Here is a 24,480-nt window from a genome sequence, read left to right on the forward strand (position 1 = left end):
TATGGGTCAGAAAGTCTACCCCACCGGCTTCCGTCTTGGCATCACCGAGAACTGGCGCTCCCGCTGGTTCGCAGAGAAGGATTACGCTAAGACCCTCGGTAACGATCTCGAGATCCGCAAGTACCTCGAGAAGCGTCTCTCCCGCGCAGCTGTCTCCCGCGTCGAGATCGAGCGCGCTGGCGACAAGGTGAAGGTCATCATCTTCACCGCTCGCCCCGGCGTTGTTATCGGTAAGAAGGGTGCCGAGATCGATACCCTCCGCACCGAGCTCGAGAAGGTCGCTGGCGTCTCCAAGGGCCAGCTCTCCGTCGACGTTGTCGAGATCAAGCGCCCCGAGCTCGACGCCAACCTCGTTGCTCAGTCTATCGCTGAGCAGCTCGAGGGCCGCGTTGCCTTCCGTCGCGCCATGCGCAAGGCTGTCCAGTCCGCCCGCAAGGCCGGCGCCAAGGGCATCCGTATCCAGTGCTCCGGTCGTCTCGGCGGTGCCGAGATGGGCCGTCGTGAGTGGTACCGTGAGGGTCGCGTGCCTCTGCACACCCTCCGTGCCAAGATCGACTACGGCACGGCTGTCGCCAGCACCACCATGGGTGCCTGCGGCGTGAAGGTCTGGATCTACCTGGGCGAGAAGCTCCCGGGCCAGCCTGTTCCCAACCCTGCACTCGAGGGCTCTTCCCGTCCTCGTCGTCGTAACTCCGAGAGGAGGGGTCAGTAGTGCTTGCCCCTAAGCGTATTCTTCACCGCAAGGTGCAGCGTGGCTCCATGAAGGGCCAGGCCAAGGGTAATACCGAGCTGCATTTCGGCGAGTTTGGTATCCAGGCTCTCGAGGCCCATTGGATCACCAACCGTCAGATCGAGGCCGCTCGTATTGCCATGACCCGCTACATGAAGCGTGGCGGTCGTGTCTACATCACGATCTTCCCCGATAAGCCCATCACTAAGAAGCCTGCCGAGACTCGCATGGGTTCTGGTAAGGGTAACCCCGAGGAGTGGGTGGCCGTCGTCAAGCCCGGCCGCATCATGTTCGAGGTCAAGGGCGTGCCCGAGGAGGTCGCTCGCGAGGCTCTGCGTCTGGCGCAGCACAAGCTCCCCATCAAGACCAAGATCGTCGCTAAGCCTGCCGCTACAGAGACGGCCGAGGAGGAGAACTAATGAAGCCCGCAGAGATTCGTGAGCTCTCGGACGCTCAGCTCGTTGAGAAGCTGAAGGAAATGCGCGCCGAGCTCTTTAACCTTCGTTTCCAGATGGCCACCAGCCAGCTGGACAACACCGCTCGCGTCAACACCGTGAAGAAGGACATCGCTCGCGTCCTCACGGAGCAGCGCGCCCGCGAGATCGCAGCGGAGAAGTCCGCTGTCGCCGAGTAGGACCTAAGGAGAGAATATGACTGATTCGCGTAACTCGCGTAAGGTCCGTACGGGTGTCGTTACCTCCGTCTCCGGTGCCAAGACCATCGTTGTCACCATCACCGAGCGCAAGCGTCACCCCAAGTACGGCAAGATGATGACCAGCTCCAAGAAGCTGCACGCTCACGACGAGGAGTGCACGGCTGGCGTGGGCGACACCGTCCGCGTTATGGAGACCCGTCCTATGTCCAAGATGAAGCGTTGGCGCCTCATCGAGGTCGTCGAGCGCGCTAAATAAGCAGTCGCTCTTACGACTTGTACGTTTCCGAAGATGTGCGTATGCCTGGCTTGCATACCACGGGCCGCATAAAGGCTGCGCACCTCTCTTCGGTTCTTAGTTCGGAGGAACATCTACCATGATTCAGATGCAAACCATGCTGAACGTCGCCGACAACTCCGGCGCTCGCAAGATTCGCTGCATCAAGGTGCTTGGCGGTTCCAAGCGTCGTTATGCAGGCATCGGCGATGTGTTCATCGGTGCTGTCCAGGAGGCTACCCCTGGCGCCAACGTCAAGAAGAAGGACGTTGTCCGTTGCGTCGTCGTTCGCACCGTTAAGGAGATCCGCCGCAAGGATGGCTCCTACATTCGCTTTGATGATAACGCCTGCGTTGTCATCAACAACGATGGTTCGCCCGTCGGCACCCGTATCTTCGGGCCCGTCGCTCGCGAGCTTCGTGACAAGAAGTACATGAAGATCGTCTCGCTCGCTCCCGAGACCCTGTAGTTAGGGGAGATATATGTATATCAAGAAGGGCGATAAGGTCCAGGTTCTCTCTGGTAAGGATCGCGGCAAGCAGGGCGTTGTCCTGCGTGCTCTCCCCGCCGAGAACAAGGTCGTTGTCGAGGGCGTTTCGGTCGTCAAGAAGGCCGTCAAGCCCAACGCTGCCAACCAGCAGGGCGGCATCGTTTCGCAGGAGGCTCCCATCGATGCCTCCAACGTCAATCTCGTTTGCCCCGAGTGCGGTAAGGTTACCCGCGTCGGTCACGAGAAGGACGGCAAGAACAAGCTGCGCGTCTGCAAGAAGTGCGGCCACAAGTTCTAAGCTGCCCGCAACATCTAAGTTGCTAGCAAAGGCCCGGATGCCACGGCACCCGGGCCTTTTTCTATCCCTACTCATTGGGTACTCATTGGGGACAGACATAAATGAGTGGCTAAACTCATTGGGGACAGACTTAAATGACTAGTCGTTGGGGACGTTCTTAAACGGCTAGTTGATGGGGACAGTCTTGCCACGAAAGCGTCGTACGGGGAACGCCCCCAGGTTTCGGCAGCCTGGGACAGTCCCTATGTGCCGGCAGTTAGGGATGATCTTTTGATGTCTGATGCCCCTCGGGGGCAGAGTAAGACAGCCTGCTTTGCCTTTAGGGGTTTTGGTGTTCCGCCTTTTTCTGCATCATAACGATCGATGCATGCGTATTTACGCACAGAGCCTTGCGCGATAATGCGCATAGCCGCGCAAATATCTGCTAATTATGGTTTAATAATAACCGATAAACAAATAAACACGCAAATACAAGCAAATACGCGCAAATTTGTGCGAATATAAGGCTGTTGGAAATGAAGAACTTCCGATGACTCAGGAGGCACATGATGACAGATTCCAAACAGGCTCCGCTCGACGCCGAAGCAGCCGCTAAGGCGGCGTTTGCCTCGGTCCAGGACAAGCCGTTCCCTAACGACATCTTTACGGCTCCCGAGCTTCGTTGGGCCGTGATCGGATGCGGCGTTATCGCCAACCAGATGGCCCAGTCTCTCGCCCTTGCCGGCCGCAAGCTTGCGGGCGTCGCCAACCGTACGCTTTCCAAGGCCCAGGCTTTTGCCGAGCAGTATGGCGTCGAGAAGGTGTACGAGACGGTTGAGGACCTCTACGCCGATCCCGACATCGACGCCGTTTATATCACCACGCCGCATAACACGCATATCACCTACCTGCGCGCCGCTCTGGCAGCTGGCAAGCACGTGCTTTGCGAAAAGGCCATCACCCTCAACTCCGCCGAGCTCGACGAAGCGCGTGCCATTGCCGACGAGCATAACGTGGTCCTTATGGACGCCACCACGGTGCTCCACATGCCCTTGTATCGGGAGCTGCGCCGCCGCATGGATGCCGGCGAGTTTGGCCGCATGAACCTCGCTCAGCTCAACTTTGGCAGCTACAAGGAATACGGCGACCTGACCAACCGTTTCTACAATCGCAACCTTGCTGGCGGTGCCATGCTCGATATTGGCGTGTATGCCCTGTCCGTCATGCGCCTCTTTATGGCAAGCCAGCCTGTTGAGGTCGTTTCGCTCGGCAACACCTGTGAGACCGGCGTTGACGTTGCGGGCGGCATCGTCTGCCGTAATGCCGAGCAGCAGCTGGGCGTGGTGAGCCTTACACTTCACTCCAAGCAGCCCAAGCGCTCGGTCATCAGCTTTGACAAGTGCTATATCGAGGTCAACGAGTATCCGCGTGCCGATCACGCGACCATCGTGTGGACTGCGGACGGGCACCGTGAGGAGGTCCACACCGGCACCGAGGCATACGCTCTGTGCTACGAGATGGCCGACCTGGAGAAGGCCGTTGCCGGCGATGATTCGAAGCGCGAGCTTCTGGATTACGCTTCTGATGTTATGGAGCTTATGACCAAGCTCCGCGCCGACTGGGGAGTCGTGTACCCCGAGGAGGAGTAAGCGATGCTTGCGGAGGATAGGCTCAACGCGATCGTGTCAATGGTCCAGCAGGCTGGCTCGGTTACCGTGCAAGAGCTTGCCGATACCCTGGGCGTAACGGCGTCTACCATTCGGCGCGACCTGCAGACGCTCGATCGAGCACACCGTATCGCCAAGGTCCACGGCGGAGCGACAAGTCTTGAGCGCGCGCACGTGACGCGCGACCTAACGCTCAATGAGCGCAGCGACCTCCATAACGACGATAAGGAGCGTATCTGCGCCCGCGCCGCGGCGCTGGTGGAGCCCGAGAGCTTTGTATACATCGACTCGGGCTCGACGACGCTCAAGCTCATCGAGCATCTTCCACACCTTGAAGATGTCACCTATGTGACCGATTCCGTGCTCCATGCTCAGCACCTCGCTTTGCGCGGCATGCGTACCGTGGTACTAGGCGGCGAGCTCAAGCCCGAGACCGAAGCACTCGTCGGTCCCGATGCTCTGGCAACCTTAGACCGCTACAACTTCAACTGTGGCTTTTGGGGTTCTAACGGCATTGCCGCCGAGCAGGGCTTCACGGCGCCCGATATCGAGGAGGCGCAGGTTAAGCGCATCTCGATGCGCCATACGGCCAAGCGCTTTGTAATCTCTGACGCCAGTAAATTTGGCATGGTGGCGCCTGTCAAGTTCGCAGATTTTCGCGACGCAACGATTATTACCGCGGGCGAGGTGCCCGCCAAGTATCGGGCAATGGACAACGTCATCACGGTCTAGCGACGGGACAAGGCCAAAACCATCACAAAGGTGCCTGTCCCCATTGTGGTGGTTCGTAACGAAAACCGAGTAGTTTTCTCAATAGAAAAGCGGCAACGTCCATCACAGGCGTTGCCGCTTTCGTTGTCCGCCGGTTTGTCTAAGTCTGTAACAACTGGACCGTTAAAAGTGGGTTAGATGTTACAGATTGAGATACTTCCGAACCGCGCCATCCCTTTGTCTCAATCTGTAACATCTGGGATCGATTTTGCCGAGTTATTGTTACAGATCGAGATTTTCCCTTGAGGGGGATTTGAATGTCTCGATCTGTAACAGATAGACCGGAAAATGGGTTCTAACTGTTACAGATCGAGATGTTTTGGGGCCGCGGCTGAGCCATCGTGGCGGCTTGACGTTTGCCCAGATAAAACCTGCCAAAATAAACCTGTCCCTTTTTGGCAGGTTTTAGGGTTCCCAGGGGCAGGGGGCTTCGATGTAGATGTGCTCGCCGGTTACGGGATGGGTAAAGGATACGCTGTGGGCGTGGAGCATGAGGCCACAGGGGCGCGGCGTTCCGTACAGGTCGTCGCCAACCAGGGGATGGCGCTCGCTTGCCAGGTGCACGCGGATCTGGTGTTTGCGGCCGGTGAGCAGCTCAACATCGATATACGAACGAGTGGGCAGGCCTCGGCGGCTCTTAAGGCGCTTGAGCACCTTGACGTGCGTCTGCGACGGCTTGCCGCTGGCGCCGACGCGCATCTTGCGGCTATCGTGGCGATCGCGGGCGATGGGCTTGTCGATGAGCTTTTCGTTCCAGTCGATCTTGCCCTCGGCGAGCGCCAGATAGTGCTTTTCGAAGGCGTGGTCGATGACCATCTGGTCAAAGGCGGGCTGCGTCTGCTTGTCGAGCGAGAACAGCACCACGCCGGTAGTGTCGCGGTCCAAGCGGTTGAGCGGCTGCATGTCGGTCGCGGCAAAGCCGTCGCCCATCGCCAGCAAAAGGTCGCTGGCATAGTCGGTAAGCGTGCGCTCGCCGGTGCCGTCGCCGTGGACGATCATGCCGGCGGGCTTATCGATGGCCATGAGCCAGGCGTCGCAGTAGAGGACTTGGGGTTCTTCGTTCACGTGTAAGCCTTTCGGTTAGCTAATTCCCACAAATATGCAGCCCGAAGTGGCGCCGCGCAGGCGGGCGGCGGGCTTACGGCCGGCCTGCGCGGCCTCGACGGCGCGACGGACGCGTGCGACGGCGCGGCCAATCTCATCGGCCTCGAGCAGGGTTCCGTCGACCATGAGACGGCGCACGCCGGCGTCGAGCAGCTGTGGAACCTGCGGTGTGAGGTCGATGGGGTAGGCGTCGTACAGGCGCGAGCGGCCGTGGATGTCGGTACGCACCGGCATGACCTTGCCGTCGATATTCTTGAGCGACAGCTTGCGGGCGCGCAGGCGGCAGTGGGCGCAATCGTGGATACAACCGTTGGCCACCTGCAGGATACAGTGCTCGCTCGTCATAACGCGCGGGCGGCCGAAAACGGTGATGCCCAGGGCCGCGGGCGCGGAGGTACCAAGCGAGATAATCTCGTCGAGCGTGATCTCGGGCGAGAGCCAAAACGCCCCGGCTCCGCGCTCGGCGAGTGCCTCCATGCAAGGCGTGTTGTGCACGGGCAGGCAAGAGCGAATCTCGGCCGTGGCACCAACCTGGGCGGCCAGGGCAAGCTCAGAGATGTTGCCAATAGCGACCGTGGCACCGGCAACGACCCACGGGTCGACGCGCGCGTGGTCGACGGCGCGGCAGACCTCATCGAGCACGGGAACAATACCCTGCTCAAACGCATCGGCGGGGGAGAGCCCGGCCGCATCGAGCGCGTCGGTGGTCATGTAGATGCGCGCGGCTCCCTCCGCGCGCGCTGCCTCGGCGGCCTCGAGCGAGGTGACGGTGGCGCAGATCTGCGGCTCATCGCGGTAGTGCTCGGGCGCGGGGCGGGAATCACTGGTGACAATCGCCGGCAGCTCGAGCGTGTGGGCGCGCTCCTCGTAAGGCGCCAGAATGGCCTCCTCGAGCGCCTTGCAAGCGGCGGCGCGCACCTTGTGCACAGCGGAGAAGCCCATGCCACAGCCCTCATCGAGCGCCACGTCAAAGCTCGCGGCCTCAAAGGGAGAGGAGCCCATACGCCCGACGTGCTCCACCAGATCGGACGCCTCAACCGCGCGGGTCTTGGCGGCCTCGACGGTAAAGCCGGTGGCGGTGGCGGTGAGCGTGGGGTCGTCGCAGCAGGTGAGCGTGACGGTAAACGGCTCGCCTAGGCGCGCCGCGACGGACACGTCTACGGCGCGGCGGCGTAGCACGTCGCGCTTGAGCGCAGCGCCGGCAGCGTCAATGGCGCGCTGGCTGCGAATCACACGCACGCGGCAGCCCTCGGGCATGCTGCGGGGAACGCGGCACTCGATGATGTCGCCGGCGGCGGCATCATCGGCGGCGATGGCAGTCAGGAACTGGTCGAACTCGTCGTCGTGGCGAAGTTCCAACAAGTCGCCCTTGCCCACGGGCTCAAACAGCTCAATGCGGGCGATGGCGGCGCGGCGACGACGGTCGTCGGGTTTGAGCCCGCGCACGTCGCGGTTGGCCATACGGCTGCCCAGCACCGTGCCCACAATCTGGCCGCGGTTGTTGGAGCGCTCGTAGCTCATCATCTCGTCGCCCGAGGTGCCGTCCTGATAGGCGTGCGTAAAGTCGCGGTTAAAGCAGCGCTTGAGTTGGCGCTGGCGAGCGGCGTCCTCGTCCTTATCTACGACGGCCCCGGCCAGCATGTCATCGATCTGATGACGATACACATCGACGATGGAGTACACGTAATCGGGCGCCTTCATGCGGCCCTCGAGCTTGAGCGATGCGGCGCCGGCGTCATATAGGCGGCGAACAAGCTGTGAAGTGTTGGTGTCGCGCGGGCATAGCGCGCGCTCGCGACCGGTAGGGGAGAGCGTGCGGCCGTTCTCGTCGATCAGCTCGTAGGGCAGACGGCAGGGCTGAGCGCACATGCCGCGGTTGGCCGAGCGGCCCGCCATGGCAAAGCTCGAGAGCAGGCACAGGCCCGAGTAGCAAAAGCAGATGGCGCCGTGGCTAAAGACCTCCAGGTCAACGTCGGGCGCGGCGTCGTGGATGGCGGCGATCTCGTCGATGGAAAGCTCGCGCGAGAGGGTCACGCGGTCGGCGCCCTGCTCGCGGCACCAGATGGTTCCGCGGTCATCGTGGATGTTCGCCTGGGTCGAGATATGGGTTTCGATGCCGGGCATGGTGCGCTTGACCTCAAAGAACAGGCCCCAGTCCTGGATGATAAAGGCGTCGGCGCCCAGCGTGGAGCAGCGGTGGATGAGCTGCAGTGCATCGCTCATCTCGGACTGCTTGATGACGATGTTGACCGTGACGTAGACGCGCGAGCCGGCCAGGTGCGCGGCGCGGCATGCCTGCTCAAAGGCCTCATCGGTAAAGTTGGTGGCCTTGCGGCGGGCGTTGAAGCTGCCCATGCCGCAGTAGATGGCGTCTGCCCCGGCGGCGAGCGCGGCGGCAAAGGGCTCCGGGCCTCCGGCGGGGGCCAGAAGCTCGGGCCTGCGGTTGGTGGTTCGGCTGGCGGTTGTGGTCATATCCTGCCTTTCAAAATGCTCAGATACACAAAAGTATAGTGGCGTCGTCGCGATGGGCGATGCCCGCAGCCTAAGCAGGACAAAGTCTTCAGTAGCCTGGGCTGGCTGACCCCGTGGAGAACCGTTCAGCGGCCCGTGCGCGCCGTTGGGCGATAAAATATTCTCGCATTCTGATAATTATCTTGCAGCTGGCGTAATCATCCCCTACTATCCCAATCAAGCGCGGTGTTCAGACCGAACTGTGCCTCCCGGTGCGAACGCCGCGCTCACGCTCTCTATTTGATCGTAAGGAGAAAAACATGAGCAAGACCGTCGTGTCTTCCGATAACGCGCCCGCAGCCATCGGCCCGTATTCCCCCGGTATCCAGACCGGCAACATGGTGTTCCTGTCCGGCCAGCTGGGCATCGATCCCGCGACCGGCAAGCTGCCCGAGGGTATCGAGGCCCAGGCCAAGCAGTCCCTCGCCAACGTCGAAGCCCTGCTGACCGCTGCTGGCGCTACGTTTGCCGATGTCGTCAAGACCACGGTCTACCTGGCTGACATCGCCGACTTTGCCGCCGTGAACGAGATTTATGCCTCCAAGTTTGAGGCCCCGTTCCCCGCGCGCAGCGCTTTCCAGGTTGCCGCTCTTCCGGCTGGCGGTCTGGTCGAGATCGAGGTCGTCGCCGCTCTCTAAGGCGTTGGCAACAACTAAACATGACATGCAAAAAGACCCTGCAGCGCGTGTGAACTGCAGGGTCTTTTGTCACGTGACGGATCGCTTGCGGAGCCACCAAGGGCAGTCTTTTTGGGACGGGGCCATTTTAGCTACCCCTATATGCAGGATTGCTTTTACTTGCGGCTCATCGAAATCGTGGGCAGAGGGAGGGTAGCTAAAATAGCCCCGTCCCAAAAAGACTGCCCGCGCTCCATTTTGCTCGTTAGCCCTCCTTGCGGACTTTTTGCAGGTAGCGGTAGACGCTGGGCTCCGAGATGCCCAGCGCGGTGGCAGCGCAGGCAACAGCGCCCTTGAGCATAAATACGCCGTTGCCGTTAAGGTGGCGAATAACGTCCACGCGATCGGCCTGCCCAAGCGAGGCGACATCCTGGCCGCGGCTTTCGAGCAATTCGGAAATGCTGTGGTCGATGAGCTCCTGTGTAGACTCCGAAAGAATTTCGACCTCGATAGACGCGGGCTCCGCCTGCCTTGGCACAGCGTCGAAGCAGGCCATGAGCTGCTGGGCCATGGCGTTGATGGAGCGTACCGTGGAAAGATCGGTGTTGACGCAGAGCATGCCGACGATCTCGTTATCCTCGCGAATAAAGTACGTTGCGGATTCCAATGTCTTGCCACCGGCACCGCGCCCCTCGTAGCCCGTAATAAACGGCAGGTCGCGATACTTGGGATCGTGCATGATCTTGAGTGCCAGATCGGTGGCGGGACCGCCGACCTTGCGGCCGCTCACGATGCCGTTGCGGATATCGACGATGGCGTGGTCGGGATCCGAGAAATCGTGCAGCACGATTTCGCTGTTTTTGCCGAGTATCTGCTCCAGGAAATCGACCATCGGCAAAAAGCGACGTACAGTCTCGTTCACGGGCAACTCCTTTGGATGAAATCGGAAGTTTCATAACAATTTTTTCTCATGGTAACACGGTGTCTATTGACTCGTATATTCGCAGGTACATTGCGTAATACAGAGGAACGGTAGGAATTTGGCGGTAAGCGGTCGACCAAAAGAAAAGTTAGATGTTATTTTGACCAGACACTTTTCTGACCTGCGGAAATTCATTGTCTCAGCTGAAAAATAGGCTGATAACAAAAAATTATTATTGAGAATGAGAAAGAGCACCGACATCATTCAGGTGGCGCTCATTCTTTCGGCAATCGACACGGCCCTTCAGGCCTTCGCTCCCTTCCGCCGCATCGGCGGCGGCCTGCTGAGCGGTCTTCCCACCAGCGCCCTTGGCCAGAACGTGGGCATCATCTGCTCCAACAAGGTCGTCAACAAGTGGGTCTTTGTGATCATCGCGGCCGTCTTTGCCATCGCGGTCTGTTCCCGCAGCTCTCTGCCGTGCTCTCCGCCATCCCGCAGCCCGTCATCGGCGGCGCGACCGTCGGCGTCTTTGGCACCATCACCATGAACGGCGTGCGCATGTTCACCCGCGAGGGCCTTACGCAGCGCACGACCACCATCGTCGGTACCTCCGTCGTCTTTGGCCTGGGTATCTGGATGGCCAGCGGTTGCCTTGCCGGCGAGGGTATGCCCGCCTGGGTGTCCACCGTCATCGGCTCCAATGCCGTAACCCCCACCGCCATCATGGCCATTGTCCTTAACCTGATCCTTCCGCAGACACCGGTCGTGGCTCAGCACATCGATGCTGCTAAGGATGCTGCCGTGGATCTGGTCTTGCCCGAGAGCAAGAAGTAATCAATTTGGTGCTATTCGTCGGCGGACGTATCGCCTCGTCCGCCGACGTCATGCGGCGCCAAGCCGCACTTCAAAGGGTTTGCCCCGTGGGTAAAATAAGGCTGACGGCAGCCCAAGTGGTGAAGAGCTGGGCAGCGCCGTTGCTTAGATTAGGGGGTCGATGCCTTAACCGCGTCGACCCCTCTTTTTATGCTTCGAGCACTGCTTGAGTGCCTCGGAAAGTCCGATGAGCGCCGTGAGGAGCGAGACCAGAGCGGTCAGGAGCTTCCGGAACGGTTCACGTGCGGTGGCGTGCCGCCCCTTCTGCGTGCGCGATTGTCGAATTACGTTATAGCTAGCTATATTATAGGAAGACATAATATAGCTAGCTATAACGTAAAGGAAGCTGAGGGTCCGTCCTGTGTTGTTGGGGACGGGGCTTTGCCCGATCGCGTGGTCTTTAGCATTTTCGGTTGAGTGCTCCGTGGATGTTGAGTGGTGGCTGGAGTAGAGCGACGAGTTGAGCGAACGCAGGAGCGGGCTCCGAGGCTCCATTACTGAAAATTCATTTGTTAAACCTGGCAACCGTGGGTAGAATAAAGTCGACGGCAGCCCAAGGGTGATAGCTGGGCAGCGCCGTTGCTTTGATCAAGGGGTCAATGCCTTAACGGCGTCGACCCCTCTTTTAATATGAGAAAGCCATTGTCAATAGGCGTGTTTGTTCGAGCCCGGTTTTAAACCGGGCTTTTTCGTTTCCCGTCGGGAGGGCCCGCGCACGCTGCACGTTTAGTCGACGCTTGCCTGGCAAGCTAATATCCGCGGGCTCTTGCGGGCGCGCTGCCGGCGGTCAGCCCGGTGTGTCCGCGCACCCCACCGCATTTCGATTCTCCGTCCGGCGCGCTCGTCCGAAACCAGTCTTGTTCACGGGCGCGGCCCATGGGCTGCCCAAAAAGGGTTCGTGAACGCGCGCCGGCGATGCGTCGAGGCGCGGGCCCTCCCGGCGGGAGGCTTGTTGTCCGACGGGGTCAGCCGAGTGTCCCCTCCGCCCGGCGCCCGATCTCCCAGACCCAGCAGGCGAGCTCGCGCGCGACGGCGGCGTTTGCCTTGCACGGGCTCTTGCCCGCCGCCGCCAGCGCCTCGCGGCGGCGGCAGAGCCTGGCGGTGCAGTCGTCGGCGCGCGCCCGGATCGCCGCGGGGACGTCCGCGCCGGGCGCCGGGGCCTTCGGGCGGGGCGTGCACGTCAGGTAGTGCCACGCCGACTCCACCAGCGCCGTCCTGGCGATCCGGTTGCCCGTCTTGGTTATCCCGCCGCGCCGCTCGGTCTCGCCGCTCGAGCGCTCCGACGGGACCAGCCCGCACCAGCTCGCGAAGGCCGGGGCCGTCCGGAACCTCGTGAAGGAGCCCGCCTCGGCCGCGAGCCTGAAGGCCGTCAGGGTGTCGATTCCCTTGATGCAGGAGAGCGCCTCGACGGCCGGGCGCCACCGGTCGGTCCGGGCGAGGGCGAGCACCTTCTTCTCGAGCTGCCGGCGGTCCGACTCCGCGCACCTCGCGGCCGTGACGTAGTACTCGAGCACGTCGCGCTGGGGCCCCTCGAGCCTGATCCCGGATATCCACCTCCAGTGGGCGCGCGTCCAGGATCCCCTCCTCGTCCCGTCGGCGTTGCGCTCGTCCCAGACGTGGCCCAGCCTGATCAGGAACATGTTGAGGCGCTGCCTGGCGCGGCGGTACTCCGCCGTGGCGTCGTCGAGGGCGCGGTCGAGGTCCCGGGCGGCCTCGACGGCCGCATCGGGCAGCGGGACCTCCACGATGTTGTGGGTGGCGAGCATGCGGGCGATGAACTCGGCGTCGCGCCGGTCGTTCTTGCGGCGCGCGTCCGCCGCCGGCCTCTGCATCTTGGAGACGGCGGCCACGGCGCAGTCGAGGCCGAGCGCGCGCGGCTCGCGCGCCATGTGGAAGCCGGTGGGGCCGCTCTCGTAGCAGGCCCTGGGCTCCTCGAACCCGAGGGCCCACTCCGCGATCTCGGCGGCGTCCGTCCCGAAGTCACGGTGCACCACCTCGCCGGTGAAGGGGTTGAACGCCGCGGCGGCGACCGATCGCGCGTGGACGTCCAGGCCGATGGAGGTAACATGGGGCATGGGAAGCCTCCTCCCCGCAGGTGCGGTAAGGGCTACCGCACTGGCCGATACTCAAAGCCCATTGTGGCATCCCGAGCCCGCGAAAAGAAGCTGCGCCGCGGGGGAGGCGACCCAAATGGCTTTCTCATATCGTCTTGTGCTTCGAACACTGCTTGAGTGCCTCGGTAAGTCCGATAAGCGCCGTGAGGAGCGAGACCAAAGCGGTCAGGAGCTTCACGAAATCAATCAGATCGGTCATGGGCATCACCTCCCGTCGCATGGAGGGCGCTGCCCGGCACATGGAACTGCCGTCAACAATAACCAGTCTATCAAACTGCAGCCATAAATACGAATATATGTTCGCTCATAACAGCGACGCGCCATCTCAAAGCGCGGCTCTACGCAAGGGTGCCGGGTGGCCGCGCTGGGCGCTTTCATGTCCGCACGAGCGCCTATCCTTACGGCAATGTAGCCGCCTATGTAGCAAGCGGCAGGCAACGGAGAGAGGCCATAACCGTGTCAGCTGAAAAGACGCCGGGTATCTCGGCTATCGATACGACGAACTTTGCGCGCCAGATCGTGCTGGACTTTGAGTTTGCGCCGGTGCCAAAGCAGCGCCAGCGCCGTGGACTGCGCAACGAGATTATCGAGGTCGGCGCCGTTAAGCTCGATTACCACGGCAACGTTATGGGCGAGTTCTCGCAGTTTGTGCAGACGGAATTTACCGAAGGCGTTGCGTTTCCCGTCCGCGAGCTAACGGGGATATCGGCTGTGGACACCGCGATGGCCGATCCGCTCTACATGGTGATCAAAAGGCTCAGCGATTGGATCGGTCGCTACTCCGCCCAGGTGGTTTGCTGGAGCGGGACGGACCGTCGACAGCTTTTGACCGAGTGCCAGGCAAAGCGCATCGACCTTTCCGCATTTCCTACGGACTGGGCCGACCTGCAGGCGTTTTATACCTCGATCATGGATGTGGGCAGCCATGGGCGCGTTTCGTTGGGCGACGCGGCGATGTGGTTTGGCATTGAGTTCGACGAGTCGACGGGCCATGCCCACAGCGCCCTAGCCGATGCACGCGTGACCGCCAAGCTGCTCAAGCAGGTGATGGACGGGGACTACCACGTGAGCCCGCGCGCCCAGGAAGTCCGCCAGCGGTGGGGGATGGGCGAGCGAGCCCAGACGCGCCTCTCTAGCAAGTGCCCCGAGCTGGGCGACCTGCTGCTGAAGCTGAAGGCGGAGGGGAGGTAGGGGACTTTTTTGGTGTTTAGTGTGTCCAGGGAGAATAAAAAGCTGAGGCGCTCTTTTCGACCCGCGCCGTGCGGGTTTAGGGAGCCTCGACTGCTTTATGCTATGCGAACAAGCATGCCTTACGGTCTTGGAGATATTTGAAGTGCCCATCCGATGGGATATTATTGTTCATAATAGTTTTTGACGTATTCGATCACGGGAGATTGCCTGTGCAAACGACAATGTTTAATAGCCATTGTATTTCTTTGATGTTTTGATAAATTAAAGATTTATTTGATTTGCCAATCAAAGGTGCCTCCTTCTGATTTTCTTGATTGTCTGCTACACTTCAGCCCATTGGATGTCAGTATCCAATGGGCTGAATATTTAAAAGGAGGGGCAATGTACTGCACAAAATGCAACCGCTTCACCGATAGTGGTACATGCCCTGAATGCGGCGGGGAGACAATCGAAGAAGCTCCTCATGTCGTTTATTGGTGCGGCAGCTGCAACATCCCGTTGATTCACATCCCGGGGGACCGAAAAATCGAATGTCCGATTTGCGGGCACGAGGCAAAGTATCTTTGTGCAGATATGCGCCCCGTCTTTCCTGAGGAAAGGCTGCTTTTTGAGGTAATGACGGGGAAACCCCTTGCGTATATCCATGAATCCGTGTGGGCTTCGGGAAGCAAGTATTACGTCAATGGCAAGGCAACGAACATTACGGTTGCCGAATTCCTTTCCTCTAACCCAATCGAGGTCAGGTCGCAGATCGACGAATATGCCAAGGGGAATAGCTACGATGCATTCGATCGCTACGTCGATGTTTTCGTTGAGGCGAACCGTGCACATCTTGACGCCATCGTGCGCGAGGCGTGCTCTTTCGTCGTCGACGCCTCCAAGGATTATCCCGAGGAAAACCTCGTTGTCTCTTTTTCGGGCGGCAAGGATTCGACCGTAACCGCCGATATTGCTGTTCGCGCCTTGAGTGACCCTTATCTTGTTCATATATTCGGCGATACTACGCTCGAGTTTCCTAGTACTACCGAGTATGCAAAGCGCTTTCGCGCCAGCCATCCTTTGGCGATTTTCAAGACTGCGCGTAACTTCGAACAGGATTTTTACGATATGGCCGAGGTCATCGGTCCACCGGCACGAATGATGCGGTGGTGCTGTTCGATGTTCAAAACGGGGCCGATTTCGCGTGCATTTAAGGGGCTTTTCGGCGATGAGCCCATCTTGACCTTCTACGGCATTCGCAAGGGGGAGTCGGTCTCGCGCAGCAAGTACAATCGCATTGAGGACAGCGCCGAATCCGTCAAGATTCAGCGGCAGACGGTTGCGGCACCAATTTTCTATTGGAATGACCTTGACGTTTGGTTGTACATACTTGGTGAAAAAATCGATTTCAACGATGCCTACCGTCTCGGTTACGAGCGCGTGGGCTGCTGGTGCTGTCCGAACAACAACGCGCGAGCCCAATTCCTGTCTCAAATCTACATGCCAGAAGCTGCAGCTAAATGGCGCAGCTTCCTAGTTGATTTCGCGCGCCGCATCGGTAAACCGGACCCGGAGGTATACGTCGACACAGGTAAGTGGAAAGCGCGCCAAGGGGGCAACGGTCTTGCCGCTGCAAGCTCTGTTCTTGTTGAGGCGAGCCACTGCGCCACTGACGACAGCGCGACCATCTTCTCGCTTGAGAGGCCCTACTCAGACGAATTGGTGGGCCTGATGACGCCCATAGGCGATTATGCGCCTGGCCTCGGCCGTCCGCTACTCGACGAGAAGGTCATCGTCGACCACCGCACGAGGGAGCCACTTATCTCCGTTATGCCTTTCGCGCAACCTGGCTACGAGTACGCCGCGAAAGTGCGCGTGCTAAAGGCCTCTGATGCCGAGACGTTGCTGCGCATGGCGAAGTATCAGGTTGTTAAGTTCAATGCTTGCAGGCAGTGCCTCAAATGCGAAGGCCTGTGTCGTTTCGGCGCGATCAGCATTACGTCGGACGGCTACCGAATTGACCCGCAGAAGTGCATGCACTGTCGACAGTGCGTAACCGATAAGTATCTTGAGGGCGGTTGCCTCATGCGCAAGTACCTCAGAACCAAGGAAGAGTAACGTCATGCAGATGAAGTTCAAGGCACACCAGTCTTTTGCTGTGCGCAAAGGATGGCTCGGAAAAGGCCTCCGCACAATAGCGAATCCCGATAATGCTGCACTTCTTATGCCGAGCAACAGCAAGGCCGCGATGGACGAGCTGGGTTTGGGCTCGAACCAGGTCGTGGCGCTGCGCTATTGGATGCAGACGCTTGGCCTTGTGGACTACAGGAAGGGATCTCGCAATCGCGAGCACGTTCTTACGGCGCTAGGTAAGCTTATCTATGAAAACGACCCGTACACGGAGGAGATCGGTACGCTTTGGGCGCTTCACTGCAACCTCGCATCTGCTCTAGAGGACGCCGCTTCCTGGTACTTTTTCTTCAATGAGTTCGGTATGAGCGTTTTTACGCGGAAGGATTTTACTCGCGCCCTTGAGCGCTACATCTTCACCTACAACGACAAGAAGGATGTGTCCCTTAAGTCGCTCGAGGACGATTTCAACTGCATCATCAACACTTACGTCGCGCACGGCTATGCCGGCAAGAAGGGCGGCTCGCCCGAGAGCGTTATCGATTGCCCTCTCGGCGAACTCGGCCTTGTGAGTATCGAGAGCCGCAGCGCAAGAAGCTTTCGCAAAACGAGCGCTAACCCCGCCATGCTTCCTGCGCTGCTGGTGCTCTATTGTATCTGCATGATGGTGGATTTCCAAGAACGCATGGACAGCCCTCTCGGACGAGAGATAAGGCTCGCCGACTTGCTCGATGCGCCATGCTCGCCCGGAAGGGTTTTCAACCTTGACGCCGTGGCGCTTCTTGGCAAGCTTTACGAACTTGAGGGCGAAGGCTATGTCCGCATAAATCGCACTGCCGGCCTTGACGTCGTTCGTCTCAATGAGCCAGGCATGACTGCAACCGCTTGCCTCGAGCGCTATTACGAGATTATTGGTTAGGAGCGCTCCCGTGAACCTAAAAGATATGGTCGTCCCCAACAAGGACTTTCAAACTTCGATAAACATCGAATTCGACTTCGGCTCCAAAGAGAAGATCGAGGGTCTCATTCCCACCGATTCCGTCTGTCGCTACCTTGAGCGCATCTTGGGCGATGTTATTGCCCCCTCTAATCAGCGGGCAAAGCTGCTCGTCGGCGCCTACGGCAAGGGCAAGTCCCATGTCGTGCTCGCGGCGCTGATGGCGATGTGGTGCAAAGACCCCGGAGCATTTCAGAGAATCACAAACGCATATAGGCGCAGGAGCAGCGGTTTTGCAGAGACCTTCGACAGATTCGTTCAAGATGGCCAGCGCTTGCTTCCCGTCGTTATTTCGGGAAGCACGTCCGATCTTCGCCATTCGCTTCTTCTCGCGCTCAGAAATGCCCTGAAGCTTTGCGATTCCACCGATCTTATGCCTTCAACGAATTACGACGGCGCAATTAGAGTACTTGACAGATGGCGCCGCGATTATCCGAGCACGCTGAAACGATATGAAGAGCTTACGGGCTCGACCTACGGCACGACAGTCGCAAAACTGCGCGCCCTGGAAACCGATACGTATGAAGAGTTCGTTGCCGCCTACCCAAGCTTGACCTCAGGTAGCACGTTTGATGTGCTCGACGGAGCAGACGTGCTTTCCGTATACGAGCAGGTGCTCTCCGGCCTTTCCGAGCGCGGCGTTAGCGGTCTTTATGTCGTTTACGACGAATTCAGCAAGTATCTAGAGACGAGCATAGGACGAGCCACCGTTGAAGACACGAGGCTTCTTCAGGACTTTGCCGAGGCATGCAACAGGAGCGGCGCAGAAAAGCAGCTACATCTTCTGCTCATTAGCCACAAAAGCATCTCGAACTACATTGACGCCGACCTGCCCAAAGAGAAGGTCGATGGGTGGCGCGGCGTGTCCGGTCGCTTTGAAGAAATCGAAATGTCTGACGACGAGAACCAGTCCTACGAGCTCATGTCTTCGGCGATCATCAAGGATTCCACGAAGTGGAGCCGTTGGCGCTGCGATCACGAAGCACTTCTATCGCGAATCGAGGGACGCTACGTCCACAATGGACTTTTCGCGGGCAATATGTCCGATGTCGTTGTGCGTGGTTGCTACCCGTTGCATCCGTTGACGGCGTTCTTGCTCCCGAAGCTGTCTGAGAAAGTCGCCCAGAACGAGAGAACCCTGTTCACCTTCCTGTGCGCCGAAGGCGACAAAACCATGTCGGCGGTCCTGGCGGAATCGGCAGAGTTCGTTACTCCCGACTGCATTTACGACTACTTCGAGCCCCTTCTTCGCAAGGAAATGTACACGAGCCCCCTCCATAGGGTTTACGAGCTTGCTCGCGCATCCCTTTCGCGCGTCGAGCCCGTCTCCCTCGAGGCGCGCATCATTAAAACCGTTGCCGCAATCGACGCGGTCGCTCAATACGATCGAGTGGAGCCAACCAAGGAGACCCTCCTCGACCTCTTTTGCGACTGCGGATTGGGAGCAAAAGAGGTCGATGAGGCCATTTCGCGCCTTGTCGAAGGAGACTCAATCGTCTACCTGAGGCGCAGCAACGCATATCTCAAACTCAAGGAAACCACTGGCGTTCATGTGGATGCAGAGGTTTCCAATCGAGCTGGCTCGCTCCGCAGCATGATGACCGGCGAAGCGGCGCTTAACCGAGAAATCGGAAATATGGCCCTGTACCCGTCTCGATACAACGAAGACAAAGGCATGGTCAGGTTCTTTGAGTGTGGCTTCGTTGGCGCATCCTCGCTAAAGAAATGGTGCGAACAAGAGGTGAGGCCCGATCATATCCTCGACACCGGCAACGATTGGGTAGCGGATGGTCAAGTCGTCGGAGTCTACTGTTCGACGCCGGATGAGCTCATTGAGCTGAAAGACCTTGCCAAGAATGAGCTTTCGCGCGAAAAGCTGACCGTTGCGGTTGTACCGAGGTCGTTCACGAGGATCGAAGAGGCGCTTTACCGGCTTGAGGCCGCAAGGCAGTTGAAGGAGGAGGCAGCCGACGATGCAGCGCTTGCTGACGAATACGAGATAGTCATCGAGGACTACTCGGAAATCGTCAACGGCTATATTGCCGGCTTCTTTCAGCCAGAGCTGAGAAAATCCCTTTATTACGTCAACGGGAGTCAGAAGAAGGTCATTACGCGCAAGCGAAAGCTCTCCGAAGAGCTGTCTCTGCTTTGCGACGAAGTCTTCGGCTCAACGCCAAGAATAACCAGCGAGTCCCTCAACAAAAATGACCTAACGGGAACGGCCTTCAGCAGCCGAACCAAGATTCTCAAGGCTTTGTGTGCGCCTACGCTTGCCCAAAACCTGGGCTTCGTGGGCAATGGCCAGGAGACGTCCATGGCGAGGAGCGCATTCGAGAAGACTGGACTCATCAAGGATATCGCGAAAGCAATTGACGAACCCGGCGTTCCAGAGGCAGGCATTGAAGCGGTCATCGATACCATCAAGGACTTTATAGAAACTGCTGACAACACGCCCTTTTCAGAGCTCTACGCTAAACTGATGGGGCGCGATCTCGGCATCGGCTTGCGAATGGGCCCGATTCCTCTCTACCTTGCCTACGTTCTCAGGGGCTACAGGGAGCAGATCAAGATAACCTTCAATGGCGAAGAGCGGCCCATTAACGAGACCCTCTTCGACGACATTGCAAAGAATCCAAGTGATTACCGCCTGACAAGACTCAACTGGTCCCCCGAGATGGAGGCCTACGTGAAGAAGGTCGCAGGGGTTTTCGGATGCAAGTCCGATAGGGCTACGCGAGCAGACGTTGTCGATGCCATGCGCCTCTGGTATGTGGCCCTTCCTCAGATGACCCGTAACGCCAATATTGATCGCTCACATGGCGGGGCGGAGCCCATCTCGAGGGTAAGGAAGCGTTTCTTTAAGGCGGTAAAGAAAATAGATTGCGACACCGACAAGCTTCTGTTCGAGGAAATTCCCTCGATATTCGGAGAACCTTGCGATTCGGACGCCTTAATTTACGCGCTCAAAAACGAGAAGGACGAGTGCGATGGATATCTGCGCGGCTGCGTCGAGGGGCTAGCACACGCTTTGATGGCGTTGTTCGGTCCCGATGCCCATCAGGACGCAAGTCTTTCATCCGTTTTGAGGGATTGGGTTGACACCCATCCGGCTGTGCAAACGAGCGTCTATTCGGGTATCAACAATCAAGTCCTTCAAGCTGTGGTTACTTCAACGGGCGACGACTTCGTGACTGTCAACAGAATTGCCAAGGCGGCGACCGCGCTTCGCATCGACGACTGGAATGACGAAAGATTTGATGACTTCCTCCGAATCGTTCAAGGTATGAAAACTGAGGTCGAATCAACCGTCGATGAAGCGGGAACGACTGAAGATGAATCCGCCTGTTTGAGCATCAGGTTTGCCGACGAGGGCGGCGTGCTTAGGGAAAAAAAGTTCCCGGTCGTTATCCCGTCCCGGCGCGCCAAGCTTCTTAAGACCGGGCTTCTTGCGTGCTTGGATGAGATGGGAAGCGCTCTTTCCCCTGAGGAAAAGAGACAGGTCGTTTTCGATGTTCTGAGGAGGCTTTGCTAGCTATGCCAGAAACAGCTTATTTCGATAATGCGGCGACCACTTTTCCGAAGCCGAGCGTCGTCTATGACTATGCCGACTCTTTTTATCGCAATTCCGGCGGCAATATCGGCAGGGGCGGCAACGCTCTGGCCGTTGCCGCCGGCGAAATCGCCAAAGCAGCAAAGAGCAACCTGAAGAAGCTCTATGACTGCCCTGCGGGTGAGGTCGTTTTCACGGTTTCGGCGACCGACGCCCTAAACCGCATTCTCCTCGGCTTGAATCTCGCCAAAGACGACGTTGTTTACTGCACGCCCTTTGAGCACAACGCTGTAACCAGGCCTTTATTCCATTTGGCCGAAACGACTGGTATAAGGATTGAGATTCTACCATTTGATGACGAGACGTTTGTGCCCCGATATGAGGAAATCGAGGAAGCCTTTGCTGCCCAACCGCCGAGGCTCGTTGTGATGACTCACGCTAGCAACGTATGTGGCGCGGTCGTTCCTGTGGAAACTGTCGCGCAAATGGCTAAAGCCTATGGCGCAACGACCGTTATCGATATGAGCCAGACTGCTGGCTTGCTCCCGCTTCAGCTCTCCAGCGATCTGTTTGATTTCGCAGTCTTCGCGGGCCATAAGACCTTATATGGTCCATTTGGCATCGGAGGCTTTATTTGCAAGCGCGGAGCCGAGCTCAGACCCGTTTTTTTTGGCGGGAATGGCATCAACTCGGTCGAGCAGCGGCTCCCTGAGAATATCGTCCAGATGGAAGAGATCGGAAGCCAAAACACGTATGCAATCGCGGGGCTTAAGGCGTCCACAGATTGGCTGCTCGAGCAGGGATTGGAAGCGATTCGCAAAATCGAAATGGAGAATCGGGACAGGCTTTTGGAGTGCCTGAGGGCCGCCGGGTTTTGCTCTCTCATCGGCGAAGGCATGGAATGCGAGAGGATAGGCGTTGTGTCTACTCTGTTTGACGGGTACTCACCGGATGAAGGGGAAATGGTCCTTGGCCGATGCGGGATTGCCGTACGCTCCGGCATTCAGTGCGCCCCATACGCCCATCGTTTTCTCGGCACTCTACCCTCTGGAACAATTCGCTTCAGTGTAAGCGCTTTGACCGACGACCCCGAGTTCGATGCACTGGAACGAGCGTTGGACGTCATCGATGAATAAAAAATAGCCGCCCATTGATAAAACCAGACCGTCTGCCGAACTTATCCCCAGTGGATAAGCCACTTATTGTCTGACAAGCCTGTAAGCCGCCTTATAATAAATAAATTATCAGACGGAGGTGTTTCGGTGAGCTTTGTTGGTTTGGATATCAGAAGAGAATATCGATCGCTATTGCGCGATGTTGTCCGTGATTTCTATACACCACTTCTTTCCCAAGCGGTCCTCTATAGGCGTGCGGTTGGCTTCTTTTCGTCTTCCGCGTTAATTAGTCTTACCGAGGGTCTTAAGGGCCTCATCAAGAATAACGGTACGATTGAGGTAATCGCTTCTCCTCGTTTATCGGACGCCGACATTGAAGCCATTCGAGACGGCGTTTCCCGGCGCGATGATGTAATTCTAGAGGCCTTGCTCCGCGAGCTCGACAAGCCTAAGGGCAAGTTTGAGCAGGCACGTCTGAATCTTCTTTCAAATCTTATCGCTTCTGGCGTTCTAACGATTAAAATCGCTTTTCTTGAACGAGATGGCGAAATGGGTATGTTCCATGAGAAGCTCGGATTGATGTATGACGCCGACGGCAATATCGTTGCCTTCTCTGGTTCCATGAACGAGTCCGAGAACGCTTTTCACTGCAACTACGAATCGATCGATGTTTACACGTCCTGGTCCCAAGACGCCGACCGCGTGAACGACAAGGTCTCTGCGTTTACTGCGATGTGGGGCGATTACGAGCCAGGCGTCACTGTAGTTGACTTCCCCCAAGTAAGCCAAGCCATTGTCGACCGGTACAAGATTAGCGATGGTATCGATCCCAACGCATGCGAGATTACGCCGAATGGCATGAATGAAGAAGATAAGGCGGCCGCAACGGAACCGAATGATGATATTCCGAGACTCCCGGAATGGTTTCGTGACGGAATTCGCGATTACCAGAAAGAAGCTGTCGGAAACTGGGTAGCCAACGACTTCAGGGGCATTTTCGATATGGCGACAGGCACAGGCAAAACGCTGACCGCCCTCGCGGCTGTCTGTCGACTTTCCGAAACTGTTGATCATAATCTTGGCGTTGTCATAGTTTGCCCATACCAGCATTTGGTTGAGCAATGGAAAGAGGATATCCTTGCTTTTGGGATGAAACCCATCGTATGCCACTCTGCCTCAAAGCAAAAAAACTGGAAAGACAGGGTTCGTAATGCTGTTGGGGGATTCAAGCTCGGAGTGATTCGACGTTTTTGTATCGTAACGACTAACGCAACTTTCGGACTGCCCTTCATGCAAGAGCAGATTGGCAAGCTTAATGGCAGTTGCCTAATTGTTGTCGATGAGGCCCATAACCTCGGTGCGGAGAAGTCGGCCAAGGCATTGCCAAGAAATTTTCGATACAGGCTCGGGCTGTCTGCGACGATTGAGCGTTATGGAGACGAGGACGGGACCAAGGCCCTTTTCGATTTCTTCGGCGAGAAATGCATCGAATACTCTCTAGAGGATGCAATCAGAAACCATATGCTGACGCCATACTACTATCACCCGGTCTTCGTTTACCTCGAATCGGATGAGCTAGAACAATACGTCGCATTGTCGAAGGAAATCGCAAAGGCAGTCGCCTCGACTGGCGCAAAAAATAAAACTGAACTAACGGAACACGCAAAGATGCTTCTGATCAAGCGCGCCGCCCTCGTTGCGGGCGCTAACGCAAAAGTGAATAAGCTTAAAGAGCTGATGCGAGGCTTTGTCGACAAGAACCATATGCTCGTCTACTGCGGGTCAACAACTATTCAGGACCCTGGCTATATGGAAGATTGCCCAGAAGAAGGAGAAATACGTCAGATTGACGCTGTCTCATCCATGCTTGGCAATGAGCTCCATATGAAGGTGTCTCAGTTCACTTCACGGGAGAATGCGGAGAAAAGGAAGCTGCTTCAAAAAGAATTTGCCGAAGGAAAGCAAATGCAAGCGCTTGTCGCTATTCGATGCCTCGATGAGGGAGTCAACATCCCCTCTATTGAGACTGCTTTCATTCTCGCGAGTAGCACCAATCCCAAGGAGTACATCCAAAGGCGCGGGCGTGTTCTGAGACTTGCTGAGGGAAAGCGCTCTGCAACCATCTACGACTTCGTCACCCTTCCCATGCCCGCAGAAGACATCGGAGACTACCCACCCGATATCGCGGCTTCTTCGAAGTCCCTTGTATCCAGAGAGCTTGCTCGAATGAAGGACTTTGCCGCAATTGCGGAGAACCCTGCAGAGACTATTAACGCGACGACTGAGTTGACGATTGCATTCGATATTAAACCTGACGGCGAGGAGACAGACTATGTCTAAAGCAGATATCGCATCCATTGAGATTGACGAGAAAAAACTCGACCAGATGAAATACATGATTCTCGAAGCTGAGCGCAATAATAACAACACGCGAGCGAGGACCAACGATGGAATGATTGATTTAATCACCAACACCATCAAGAGTGTTGCCGATAAAACTTACTAGGAGAACC

22 protein-coding genes are annotated in these 24,480 nt (G+C 57.7%); 18 read left to right on the forward strand and 4 right to left on the reverse strand.

From position 1 onward, the window contains the following. The first annotated feature begins 1 nt into the window (after position 1). The 8 genes from rpsC to ACTQ40_RS00110 all read left to right on the forward strand — a co-directional run bounded on the left by rpsC (position 2) and on the right by ACTQ40_RS00110 (position 4,825). Positions 2 to 712 (forward strand): 30S ribosomal protein S3, encoded by a 711-nt coding sequence (rpsC, locus tag ACTQ40_RS00075; protein ID WP_154514689.1) that lies wholly within the window; start codon positions 2 to 4, stop codon positions 710 to 712. Next, a complete protein-coding gene (rplP, locus tag ACTQ40_RS00080) occupies positions 712 to 1,149 on the forward strand; it encodes a 50S ribosomal protein L16 (RefSeq protein ID WP_370450531.1) in 438 nt (145 codons plus the stop codon). Before rpsC ends, rplP begins: the two co-directional genes overlap by 1 nt. Next, complete coding sequence (gene rpmC, locus ACTQ40_RS00085; RefSeq protein ID WP_006235039.1) at positions 1,149 to 1,364, forward strand: 50S ribosomal protein L29; 216 nt, start codon at positions 1,149 to 1,151, stop codon at positions 1,362 to 1,364. The genes rplP and rpmC overlap by 1 nt, the downstream gene beginning before the upstream one ends. A gap of 16 nt (positions 1,365 to 1,380) precedes the next feature. Beyond that, a complete protein-coding gene (gene rpsQ / locus ACTQ40_RS00090; RefSeq protein WP_006235040.1) occupies positions 1,381 to 1,641 on the forward strand; it encodes a 30S ribosomal protein S17 in 261 nt (86 codons plus the stop codon). A gap of 118 nt (positions 1,642 to 1,759) precedes the next feature. Continuing rightward, complete coding sequence (rplN, locus tag ACTQ40_RS00095; RefSeq protein WP_117734331.1) at positions 1,760 to 2,128, forward strand: 50S ribosomal protein L14; 369 nt, start codon at positions 1,760 to 1,762, stop codon at positions 2,126 to 2,128. Between the two features lie 13 nt (positions 2,129 to 2,141). Further along, positions 2,142 to 2,447, forward strand: coding sequence for a 50S ribosomal protein L24 (rplX, locus tag ACTQ40_RS00100; RefSeq protein ID WP_006235043.1), 306 nt, complete (start codon positions 2,142 to 2,144; stop codon positions 2,445 to 2,447). A gap of 548 nt (positions 2,448 to 2,995) precedes the next feature. Next, entirely contained in the window at positions 2,996 to 4,075 is a 1,080-nt protein-coding gene (locus ACTQ40_RS00105) for a Gfo/Idh/MocA family protein (protein WP_427747868.1), read from the forward strand. 3 nt (positions 4,076 to 4,078) lie between these two features. After that, positions 4,079 to 4,825 carry a DeoR/GlpR family DNA-binding transcription regulator gene (locus ACTQ40_RS00110; protein WP_427717633.1) on the forward strand — a complete coding sequence of 249 codons (747 nt, stop codon included), beginning with the start codon at positions 4,079 to 4,081 and terminating at the stop codon, positions 4,823 to 4,825. A gap of 444 nt (positions 4,826 to 5,269) precedes the next feature. Here the strand turns inward: ACTQ40_RS00110 and ACTQ40_RS00115 are convergent, their stop codons facing one another. Then, entirely contained in the window at positions 5,270 to 5,929 is a 660-nt protein-coding gene (locus ACTQ40_RS00115; protein WP_441044590.1) for an RluA family pseudouridine synthase, read from the reverse strand. A 15-nt stretch (positions 5,930 to 5,944) separates the two neighbouring features. Continuing rightward, positions 5,945 to 8,440 (reverse strand): DUF3656 domain-containing U32 family peptidase, encoded by a 2,496-nt coding sequence (locus ACTQ40_RS00120; protein WP_441044592.1) that lies wholly within the window; start codon positions 8,438 to 8,440, stop codon positions 5,945 to 5,947. Positions 8,441 to 8,739: 299 nt separating this feature from the next. Here ACTQ40_RS00120 and ACTQ40_RS00125 point away from each other — a divergent pair, with 299 nt between their 5' ends. Continuing rightward, positions 8,740 to 9,117, forward strand: a complete 378-nt coding sequence (locus tag ACTQ40_RS00125) for a RidA family protein (protein WP_152077077.1) — start codon at positions 8,740 to 8,742, stop codon at positions 9,115 to 9,117. A 244-nt stretch (positions 9,118 to 9,361) separates the two neighbouring features. Here the strand turns inward: ACTQ40_RS00125 and ACTQ40_RS00130 are convergent, their stop codons facing one another. Next, the gene (locus tag ACTQ40_RS00130) at positions 9,362 to 10,018 is read right to left on the reverse strand and encodes a helix-turn-helix transcriptional regulator (RefSeq protein WP_427727132.1); all 657 of its coding nucleotides are present in this window, start codon (positions 10,016 to 10,018) and stop codon (positions 9,362 to 9,364) included. 241 nt (positions 10,019 to 10,259) lie between these two features. Here ACTQ40_RS00130 and ACTQ40_RS00135 point away from each other — a divergent pair, with 241 nt between their 5' ends. Together ACTQ40_RS00135 and ACTQ40_RS00140 are read left to right on the forward strand one after the other, a co-directional pair. Next, complete coding sequence (locus ACTQ40_RS00135) at positions 10,260 to 10,565, forward strand: hypothetical protein (protein WP_441563044.1); 306 nt, start codon at positions 10,260 to 10,262, stop codon at positions 10,563 to 10,565. After that, a complete protein-coding gene (locus tag ACTQ40_RS00140) occupies positions 10,496 to 10,852 on the forward strand; it encodes a solute carrier family 23 protein (protein WP_441563045.1) in 357 nt (118 codons plus the stop codon). Before ACTQ40_RS00135 ends, ACTQ40_RS00140 begins: the two co-directional genes overlap by 70 nt. 1,004 nt (positions 10,853 to 11,856) lie before the next feature. Here the strand turns inward: ACTQ40_RS00140 and ACTQ40_RS00145 are convergent. Further along, a complete protein-coding gene (locus ACTQ40_RS00145; protein ID WP_441563046.1) occupies positions 11,857 to 12,966 on the reverse strand; it encodes an IS110 family transposase in 1,110 nt (369 codons plus the stop codon). 495 nt (positions 12,967 to 13,461) lie between these two features. Here ACTQ40_RS00145 and ACTQ40_RS00150 point away from each other — a divergent pair, with 495 nt between their 5' ends. The 7 genes from ACTQ40_RS00150 (at position 13,462) to ACTQ40_RS00180 (ending at position 24,473) form a co-directional block, all read left to right on the forward strand. Next, the gene (locus ACTQ40_RS00150) at positions 13,462 to 14,196 is read left to right on the forward strand and encodes an exonuclease domain-containing protein (protein ID WP_441563047.1); all 735 of its coding nucleotides are present in this window, start codon (positions 13,462 to 13,464) and stop codon (positions 14,194 to 14,196) included. A gap of 381 nt (positions 14,197 to 14,577) precedes the next feature. Next, complete coding sequence (locus ACTQ40_RS00155; protein WP_441563048.1) at positions 14,578 to 16,293, forward strand: phosphoadenosine phosphosulfate reductase domain-containing protein; 1,716 nt, start codon at positions 14,578 to 14,580, stop codon at positions 16,291 to 16,293. A 10-nt stretch (positions 16,294 to 16,303) separates the two neighbouring features. Further along, entirely contained in the window at positions 16,304 to 17,224 is a 921-nt protein-coding gene (locus ACTQ40_RS00160; RefSeq protein ID WP_441563158.1) for a DUF4007 family protein, read from the forward strand. Positions 17,225 to 17,234: 10 nt separating this feature from the next. Beyond that, positions 17,235 to 20,834, forward strand: a complete 3,600-nt coding sequence (locus ACTQ40_RS00165; protein ID WP_441563049.1) for a hypothetical protein — start codon at positions 17,235 to 17,237, stop codon at positions 20,832 to 20,834. A gap of 2 nt (positions 20,835 to 20,836) precedes the next feature. Beyond that, positions 20,837 to 21,988, forward strand: a complete 1,152-nt coding sequence (locus tag ACTQ40_RS00170) for an aminotransferase class V-fold PLP-dependent enzyme (RefSeq protein WP_441563050.1) — start codon at positions 20,837 to 20,839, stop codon at positions 21,986 to 21,988. A gap of 126 nt (positions 21,989 to 22,114) precedes the next feature. Next, on the forward strand, positions 22,115 to 24,307 hold the full coding sequence (locus tag ACTQ40_RS00175) for a DEAD/DEAH box helicase family protein (RefSeq protein WP_441563051.1): 2,193 nt from the start codon (positions 22,115 to 22,117) through the stop codon (positions 24,305 to 24,307). After that, a complete protein-coding gene (locus tag ACTQ40_RS00180; protein ID WP_441563052.1) occupies positions 24,300 to 24,473 on the forward strand; it encodes a hypothetical protein in 174 nt (57 codons plus the stop codon). The genes ACTQ40_RS00175 and ACTQ40_RS00180 overlap by 8 nt, the downstream gene beginning before the upstream one ends. Positions 24,474 to 24,480 lie beyond the last annotated feature (7 nt).

It is taken from the genome of Collinsella sp. Sow4_D11 (assembly GCF_052116465.1).
Taxonomy (GTDB): domain Bacteria; phylum Actinomycetota; class Coriobacteriia; order Coriobacteriales; family Coriobacteriaceae; genus Collinsella.

Excerpts from the sequence above, each read along its gene's own strand:
- ACTQ40_RS00145 (WP_441563046.1), bottom strand. The coding sequence starts at position 12,966 with ATGCCCCATGTTACCTCCATCGGCCTGGACGTCCACGCGCGATCGGTC.
- ACTQ40_RS00155 (WP_441563048.1), top strand. The coding sequence starts at position 14,578 with ATGTACTGCACAAAATGCAACCGCTTCACCGATAGTGGTACATGCCCT.
- ACTQ40_RS00125 (WP_152077077.1), top strand. The coding sequence starts at position 8,740 with ATGAGCAAGACCGTCGTGTCTTCCGATAACGCGCCCGCAGCCATCGGC.
- ACTQ40_RS00160 (WP_441563158.1), top strand. The coding sequence starts at position 16,304 with ATGAAGTTCAAGGCACACCAGTCTTTTGCTGTGCGCAAAGGATGGCTC.
- rpmC (WP_006235039.1), top strand. The coding sequence starts at position 1,149 with ATGAAGCCCGCAGAGATTCGTGAGCTCTCGGACGCTCAGCTCGTTGAG.
- rpsC (WP_154514689.1), top strand. The coding sequence starts at position 2 with ATGGGTCAGAAAGTCTACCCCACCGGCTTCCGTCTTGGCATCACCGAG.
- ACTQ40_RS00135 (WP_441563044.1), top strand. The coding sequence starts at position 10,260 with ATGAGAAAGAGCACCGACATCATTCAGGTGGCGCTCATTCTTTCGGCA.
- ACTQ40_RS00120 (WP_441044592.1), bottom strand. The coding sequence starts at position 8,440 with ATGACCACAACCGCCAGCCGAACCACCAACCGCAGGCCCGAGCTTCTG.
- rplX (WP_006235043.1), top strand. The coding sequence starts at position 2,142 with ATGTATATCAAGAAGGGCGATAAGGTCCAGGTTCTCTCTGGTAAGGAT.
- rpsQ (WP_006235040.1), top strand. The coding sequence starts at position 1,381 with ATGACTGATTCGCGTAACTCGCGTAAGGTCCGTACGGGTGTCGTTACC.
- ACTQ40_RS00105 (WP_427747868.1), top strand. The coding sequence starts at position 2,996 with ATGACAGATTCCAAACAGGCTCCGCTCGACGCCGAAGCAGCCGCTAAG.
- ACTQ40_RS00110 (WP_427717633.1), top strand. The coding sequence starts at position 4,079 with ATGCTTGCGGAGGATAGGCTCAACGCGATCGTGTCAATGGTCCAGCAG.
- rplN (WP_117734331.1), top strand. The coding sequence starts at position 1,760 with ATGATTCAGATGCAAACCATGCTGAACGTCGCCGACAACTCCGGCGCT.
- ACTQ40_RS00180 (WP_441563052.1), top strand. The coding sequence starts at position 24,300 with ATGTCTAAAGCAGATATCGCATCCATTGAGATTGACGAGAAAAAACTC.
- ACTQ40_RS00170 (WP_441563050.1), top strand. The coding sequence starts at position 20,837 with ATGCCAGAAACAGCTTATTTCGATAATGCGGCGACCACTTTTCCGAAG.